The sequence below is a fragment of the Corallococcus exercitus genome, from assembly GCF_003611585.1.
Lineage (GTDB): Bacteria > Myxococcota > Myxococcia > Myxococcales > Myxococcaceae > Corallococcus > Corallococcus exercitus.
Map to the genome: position 1 here is coordinate 1 of NZ_RAVW01000516.1, position 6,168 is coordinate 6,168.

Annotated in this window: 4 protein-coding genes and 1 pseudogene; 2 read left to right on the forward strand and 3 right to left on the reverse strand. The window is 70.1% G+C overall.

All coding sequences use genetic code 11. From position 1 onward, the window contains the following. A pseudogene (locus D7W79_RS37375) lies at positions 1 to 662 on the forward strand (serine protease); the annotation flags it as partial. 21 nt (positions 663 to 683) lie between these two features. Here the strand turns inward: D7W79_RS37375 and D7W79_RS37380 are convergent. Beyond that, entirely contained in the window at positions 684 to 1,268 is a 585-nt protein-coding gene (locus D7W79_RS37380; protein ID WP_120530045.1) for a DUF2378 family protein, read from the reverse strand. Positions 1,269 to 1,639: 371 nt separating this feature from the next. Here D7W79_RS37380 and D7W79_RS37385 point away from each other — a divergent pair, with 371 nt between their 5' ends. Then, a complete protein-coding gene (locus tag D7W79_RS37385) occupies positions 1,640 to 3,763 on the forward strand; it encodes a M4 family metallopeptidase (protein WP_120530046.1) in 2,124 nt (707 codons plus the stop codon). 91 nt (positions 3,764 to 3,854) lie between these two features. On the opposite strand, the gene D7W79_RS37390 is transcribed toward D7W79_RS37385, so the two are convergent. Together D7W79_RS37390 and D7W79_RS37395 are read right to left on the reverse strand one after the other, a co-directional pair. Continuing rightward, a complete protein-coding gene (locus D7W79_RS37390; protein WP_120530047.1) occupies positions 3,855 to 5,165 on the reverse strand; it encodes a M18 family aminopeptidase in 1,311 nt (436 codons plus the stop codon). Between the two features lie 12 nt (positions 5,166 to 5,177). Beyond that, positions 5,178 to 6,011, reverse strand: a complete 834-nt coding sequence (locus tag D7W79_RS37395; protein WP_167497788.1) for a zinc-binding metallopeptidase family protein — start codon at positions 6,009 to 6,011, stop codon at positions 5,178 to 5,180. Positions 6,012 to 6,168: the final 157 nt, after the last annotated feature.

A 6,168-nucleotide genomic window follows, 5' to 3' on the forward strand; every position in this document is an offset into this window, starting at 1 on the left:
GCCCCCCCGAATCCCGCGCCCTGGAGGTCCGCGCGGTGCAGGTGCTGGGCGAATGGCTCACCCTGCTGGAGTTGTCACGCACGCTGCCCGAGGACGCCTCCGGCTCGCCGGTGCTGGACGCGAAGGGACAGGTGGTGGGGCTGGCCACCGCGGCGCTCGCCAACGGCCGCGCGCTGGGGCTCGTCATCCCGGTGCGCTACATCACGCCCCTCCTCAAGACGTCCGGCCCCAGCCGCCCGCTGTCCGCGCTGGACGCGCCCCGGCAGCGCGCCACCCGCGTGCGCCAGGTGCCCCAGCACCCCGTGGGCCTGTTGGAGGGCTGCGCCCCACCGGCCGTGGAGTCCGTGGCCGCGCTGCTGGGCCAGGCCATCAACGTGGGCGCCCCCGCCTACAACCGGGGCGACGTGGAGGGGTGCTACCGGCTCTACGCGCACACCGCCGAACAGCTCATCGACGAGCGCGACGACTGCCCCGGCGTCCAGCGCGCGCTGCGCGACGGGCTCCTGCGCTGCGAGGGCCTGAAGGACGTGGAGGACCGCGCCTGGGCCCTGCGCGACACGTTCGACGGGCTGATGGACGTGATCGGCCGGTGGCGCCAGTCGCGTCCGGCTCCTCCCGCCGCCGCCAGCAAGCGCCCCCCGCCGAAGACGTACCTCAACTAGAGGCGGGGGACGCGCCGGCCCTCAGGCCTCGTCCCAGCGGATCCGCAGCGAATAGGCGTGCTCGGCGCGCTCCAGCACGTCCACGCGCGGCAGCACCCGTGTGCGGCGCAGCACCTGCTCCACCACGCCCGCCACGAAGTCCGGCAGCGGATCCGCGTCCACCACGCGCGCCCGCCACTCGCGCGCCCTCACCGGCTCCAGCACCAGCTTCATGTCGTCGCGGCCCGCGCGCAGGTACGTGGGCAGCCGCGCCAGGCACCGCTCCACGCCCAGCAGCGGCGCCGCCGCGGCGAAGATGCGCCCCACCAGCGTCTGCGCGAAACCCTCCACGTAGTGCGTGCCCAGCACGCGGTTGGCGTCCTCGCTCGCCAGGCCCGGGCACGCATGCCGCCGCGCCACAGCCAGCGACGCGCGCCACACCTCCAGTGGGAAGACCTCCTCCACCGCGTCCGGGTCGTAGCCCACGTCCCGCAGCGCCTGCGCGAACATTCCGGACGGCCTCAGCGCGTGCTGAAACAGCCCTTCGAAGTTCCGGCGCGGCACCCGCACCGCCAGCGGCGGAAGGCCCGGGGCCTCCCGCGTCTCCGGATGAATCCACGGCTCCATGTCTCAACCCCCCCAGGGTCCAGCCCCCGCACCAACCCGGCCGGGAAACCGTGTCGCAGTGTATCAGCCTCCACGCGCCCGGCCTGCCCGCCTGGTTGCCGCCCAAATGTACTTTTTCATTTATTTCCGGCGCATTTCCGGGCCCCCGCTGCGGCTGATCCATGACGTCTCGCGTCGGGGATTTCAGGAATTCGGGTCACAAGGGACCCCTACTGAAAGCAAATTTTCCGTGTCAATCGTTGAATTCACAGGAAGTCCACCAGTGCTATCCGCTGAATCCTGGGATGCCGCGTTAACTTCTTCGACCCATCGGAAACTCTCGGTGTTCGTCGTGCGAGAATTGTTCATCCCCCTTGCAGCGTGAGTGTTCAATGACCATTCGCCGCACCGACGGTTCGACGCCCGTTTCTCTCCGCCCCACCACTGACACCGCGACCCCGGCGAAGGCCAAGAACGTCCTGCGCGTGAAGGACGGCTTCGAGTCCGTCTCCCGCACGGGCGCCGCCACGGGCGCGCAGCCCTCGGCCGCCGCCGCGCAGTCGTCCTCGGCGCAGGCGACGGAGGCCCAGCCGGGCCGCCTCGCGCTGGACAGCAAGGAGGCGCAGCAGGCCATCCAGACGTCCCTGAAGCACCTCACCCCGCCGATGACGGCCTCCTCGCTGCTGGCGGCGAACAAGGCCGGCCCGACGCTGGCGCCCCGGAGCGTGGAGCGCGACGAGCTGGGCATGACGCACGTGCGCCTGGACCGCATGCACGAGGGCGTGAAGGTCTTCGGTGAGCAGGTCATCAGCCACCTGGGCGCGGACGGCAAGGTGTCCAGCGTCACCGGCGAGCAGAACCCCATCCCCGCGGGCCTGGGCAACCAGAAGGTGAAGCTGGCGCCGCAGCAGGCCATCGACATCGCGAAGAAGGAGCTGGGCGGCAAGGCCGACAAGCAGCCCTCTTCCGAGCGCGTCGTCTACCAGGACAAGGACGGCAAGTACCGCGCCGCCTACCAGGTGGAAGTGACGCAGATCGCCGGCCAGGAGAAGCCGAAGAAGCAGAACTACATCATCGACGCCAACACCGGCGCGGTGCTGGAGAGCTTCAACAAGATTGGCGGCTGGAGCAAGAAGGCCCCCGCCGCGCTGCAGGTCAACGGCACCACCAGCCCGAACGTCGCCATCCCGGACAAGGGCCAGGTCCAGTCGAAGATCAACATCCCGGACGGCGTGACGGTCGACAAGCTGGCGCTCGACCTGAACATCAAGCACACCTGGAGCGGTGACCTGAAGGTCACGGTCACCAGCCCCTCCGGCAAGTCCGCCGTGATCCAGGACCGCAAGGGCGGCTCCAAGGACGACATCACGGGCTCGTTCGACCTCTCCGAGGCCTTCAAGGGCGAGAGCGCCAAGGGCGAGTGGACCCTCACGGTCGAGGACAAGGCCGCGCGTGACACGGGCACCCTGAACAACTGGAGCCTGAACATCACCGCGAAGGAGACCACGCCTCCGCCGACGGATCCGCAGAACCCGCCCACGGGCACCGCGGACGACCTGTCCATGTACAGCGGCCACGTGGACCTGAAGACCAAGAAGGAAGCGGACGGCACGTACTCGCTGGAGGACTCGACGCGCGGCAAGGGCGTGGTGACCTACGACGCGAACAACAAGCCCACCGCGTCCGGCCAGACGAAGATCTCCGACAACAACGACAAGTGGGGCGAGGCCACCGACCCGGCGCGCGCCAAGGCCGCCGTGGACGCGCACTACGGCGCGGCGACGACCTACGACTTCTACAAGGAGATCCTGGGCCGCGACTCCATCGACGGCGCGGGTGAGAAGCTCACCAGCTACGTGCACGTGAAGAACAACTACGTGAACGCGTTCTGGGACGGCGAGAAGATGAGCTACGGCGACGGCGACGGGAAGCAGTCCGGCCCGCTCACCACGCTGGACATCGCGGGCCACGAAATCACCCACGGCCTCACCGAGCGCACCGCGGGCCTCATCTACAGCGGCGAGTCCGGCGGCCTGAACGAGGCCTTCTCCGACATCATGGGCACGGGCGTGGAGTGGTTCGCCGCGCAGAAGAACCCCGAGGCCAAGTGGAACTGGACCGTGGGCGAGGCCGCCTGGACGCCGAACAACGGCACCAATGAAGACGGCCTGCGCTACATGAACGACCCGACCAAGGACGGCTACTCGGTCGACAACTACAAGAACTACCCGAAGCAGACGGAGGTGCACGGCTCCAGCGGTATCGCCAACAACGCCTTCTACCTGCTCGTGGAGGGTGGCAAGAACCGCACCTCCGGCCTGGAAGTGAAGGGCGGCGTGGGCATGCAGGACGGCCTGAAGATCTTCGGCCGCGCGCTCACCACGTACATGACGCCGAAGACGACGTTCGCCCAGGCGCGTGAGGCCACCATCAAGGCCGCCACCGACCTGTACGGCGCGGACTCCACCCAGGTGGCGAAGGTGAAGGACGCCTGGACCGCGGTGGGCGTGAACTAGTCCCCGCGCTGAGAGCTTCCTGAAACATCCCGAGGCGGGTCCGGTGTCACCACCGGGCCCGCCTCTTCCTTTGTGCCGAAGCCCCGAAGGCTCAGGCGAAGAAGCGCGTCAGCACCGCCACCATGCGGGCCACGTCGGACGCGGCGGCCAGCTCGCGGATGGAGTGCATGGACAGCATGGGGTTGCCCACGTCCACCGTGCGGATGCCCAGCTGCCCCGCGGTGATGGGGCCAATGGTGCTGCCGCAGCCCAGGTCCGTGCGGGTGACGAAGTGCTGGGGCGTGACCCCCGCCTCCTTGCAGAGCGCGGCGAAGTGCGCCCACGACTCGCCGTCCGTCGCGTAGGACTGGTTGACGTTGGTCTTGATGACCGGGCCGCCGCCCAGCTGCGGCTGGTGCTTGGGCTCGTGCATGGAGGAGTAGTTGGGGTGCACCGCGTGCGCCATGTCCGCGCTCACCAGGAACGAGCGGCGGATGGCGCGGTGGAACGCGTCCGCGCGCCCGTCCGAGTGCGCCTGGACGATGCGCTCCAGCAGGTCCTTCAGGAACGGCGACGCGGCGCCCTGCGCGCTGCGGCTGCCGCACTCCTCGTGGTCGTAGAGCACCACGCCGACCGTGGCCTCGCGCTTGTCCGTGCCGGACAGCAGCGCGGTGAGCCCGGTGTGGCAGCTGGCCAGGTTGTCCAGACGGGGCGCGTGCAGGAACTCGCCGTGCAGGCCGGAGCGCGTGGACGGCTGCAGGTCATAGAGGCACAGGTCGTAGCCCAGCAGGTCGTCCGCGGCGGCCTTCACGCCCGCGCGGCCCAGCTCCTCCACCAGCAGCGCGCGCAATTCCGCGGGGCCCGCGCTCTCCAGGCCCAGCACCGGCACCATGTGCTCCTGCGGGTTCAACTTCAGGCCGTCCGTGTTGACGCCGCGGTTCAGGTGGATGGCCAGGTTGGGCACGCGCAACAGCGGCCGGCGGAAGTCCACCAGGTGGTGCTGGGGGCGGCCGTTGTGCAGCGTCACCACGCGGCCCGCGAGCGACAGGTCCCGGTCCGTCCACGTGTGCAGCAGCACCCCGCCATAGATTTCGACGCCCAGCTGCTGGTAGCCGTGACGGTTGACGGGCGCGTTGGGCTTGAGGCGCAGGTTGGGCGAGTCCGTGTGCGAGCCCACCAGCCGGAAGCCGGTGGTGTCCACGGGCTTCGTGCCCAGCTGGAAGGCGGCGATGCTCGTGTCGCCGCGGATGACGAAGACCTTGTCGCCGGGCTTCAGCGACCAGGACTCGCGCTCGTCCAGCTCGCGGAAGCCCGCGGCGGTGAGGCGGCGGGCCGTCTCGCGCACGGCGTGGTACGGCGTGGGCGACGCGTCGATGTACTGGAGGAGGTCGTTGGCCTGCGTGTCGATGTCGGTCGGGCTCATGGGCCCGGCACGCTAACGCCGTCCGGCCCCGCTGCCACGTCCGACTGTCACCGCCCGGACAGGCGGAGGGGCGCCCGCCGGCAGGACGGTGGAGGAGGGGCGCGTCCCGGGCGGGGCGTCCAGGAAGGTGCCCAGCAGCACCCAGCGGCGCGCGGCCTCTTCCTTGGCAGGCTTCGCGGCCAGCGGGGTCGTGTAATGCCAGAAGGGCAGCCGGTACACGGTGACGCCGCCCACGGTGCTGACCTTGGTGAGTTCGGAGAAGTGCCCGTCCTTCGCGTACACGAGGTACTGGTGGTCCACGGCGGGCAGGGTGAGGCTCACGTGCATGTCCACGTAGCCGTCGCGCGCGTCCGCCTCCTCCGGGTGGTGGTCGTTGTGCGGCCCCGTGTAGTCGCCGGGTCCGTAGCAGAGCACCTGGATGCCCCAGCCCCGCTTGAGCGGCCGGCCGCTCACCGCCGCCGCGAAAGCCGCGAACGTGTCCGAGCGCAGCAGCTGCACCAGCCCCACGCCCTCCGCCGCGCGCCACGAGCGCGAGCGCCGGCTCTCCAGCAGCGCGGTGCGCACGCGCACCGTCTTGGGCAGCGCCTCCGTGTAGTTCTCCACCATGCCGGAGATGGAGTCCTCCGGGATGGGGTCCTCCATGGTGACGAGCGTGTCACGCAGCGCCGCGTCCAGTAGGTCGCGGGCCTCCGCCGCCTTCTTCACGTCGATGACGCCCTGCAGCGCGATGAAGGGCCGCGTGGGGTCCAGCAGCGCGCCGCACGTCTCGGAGTCTCGGCCTTCGAGAATGCGGCGGCCCTTCGGGGTGAGCAGGTCGGCGAACTGGGTGGGGAGGCGCGGGGACATGGCGCGCACCATACCGGGCCCCCGGCGGAACGCACGCGCCGGGTAGGACGCGCGAGGCAACTCCCCTGCCCTCCCGGCGATAATCCGGTACTCCGAAGTCCAGGGTAGAAGGTGCCTCCATGACGCAGCCGATCCGCAACCGCCCCGCCGCCCCCTC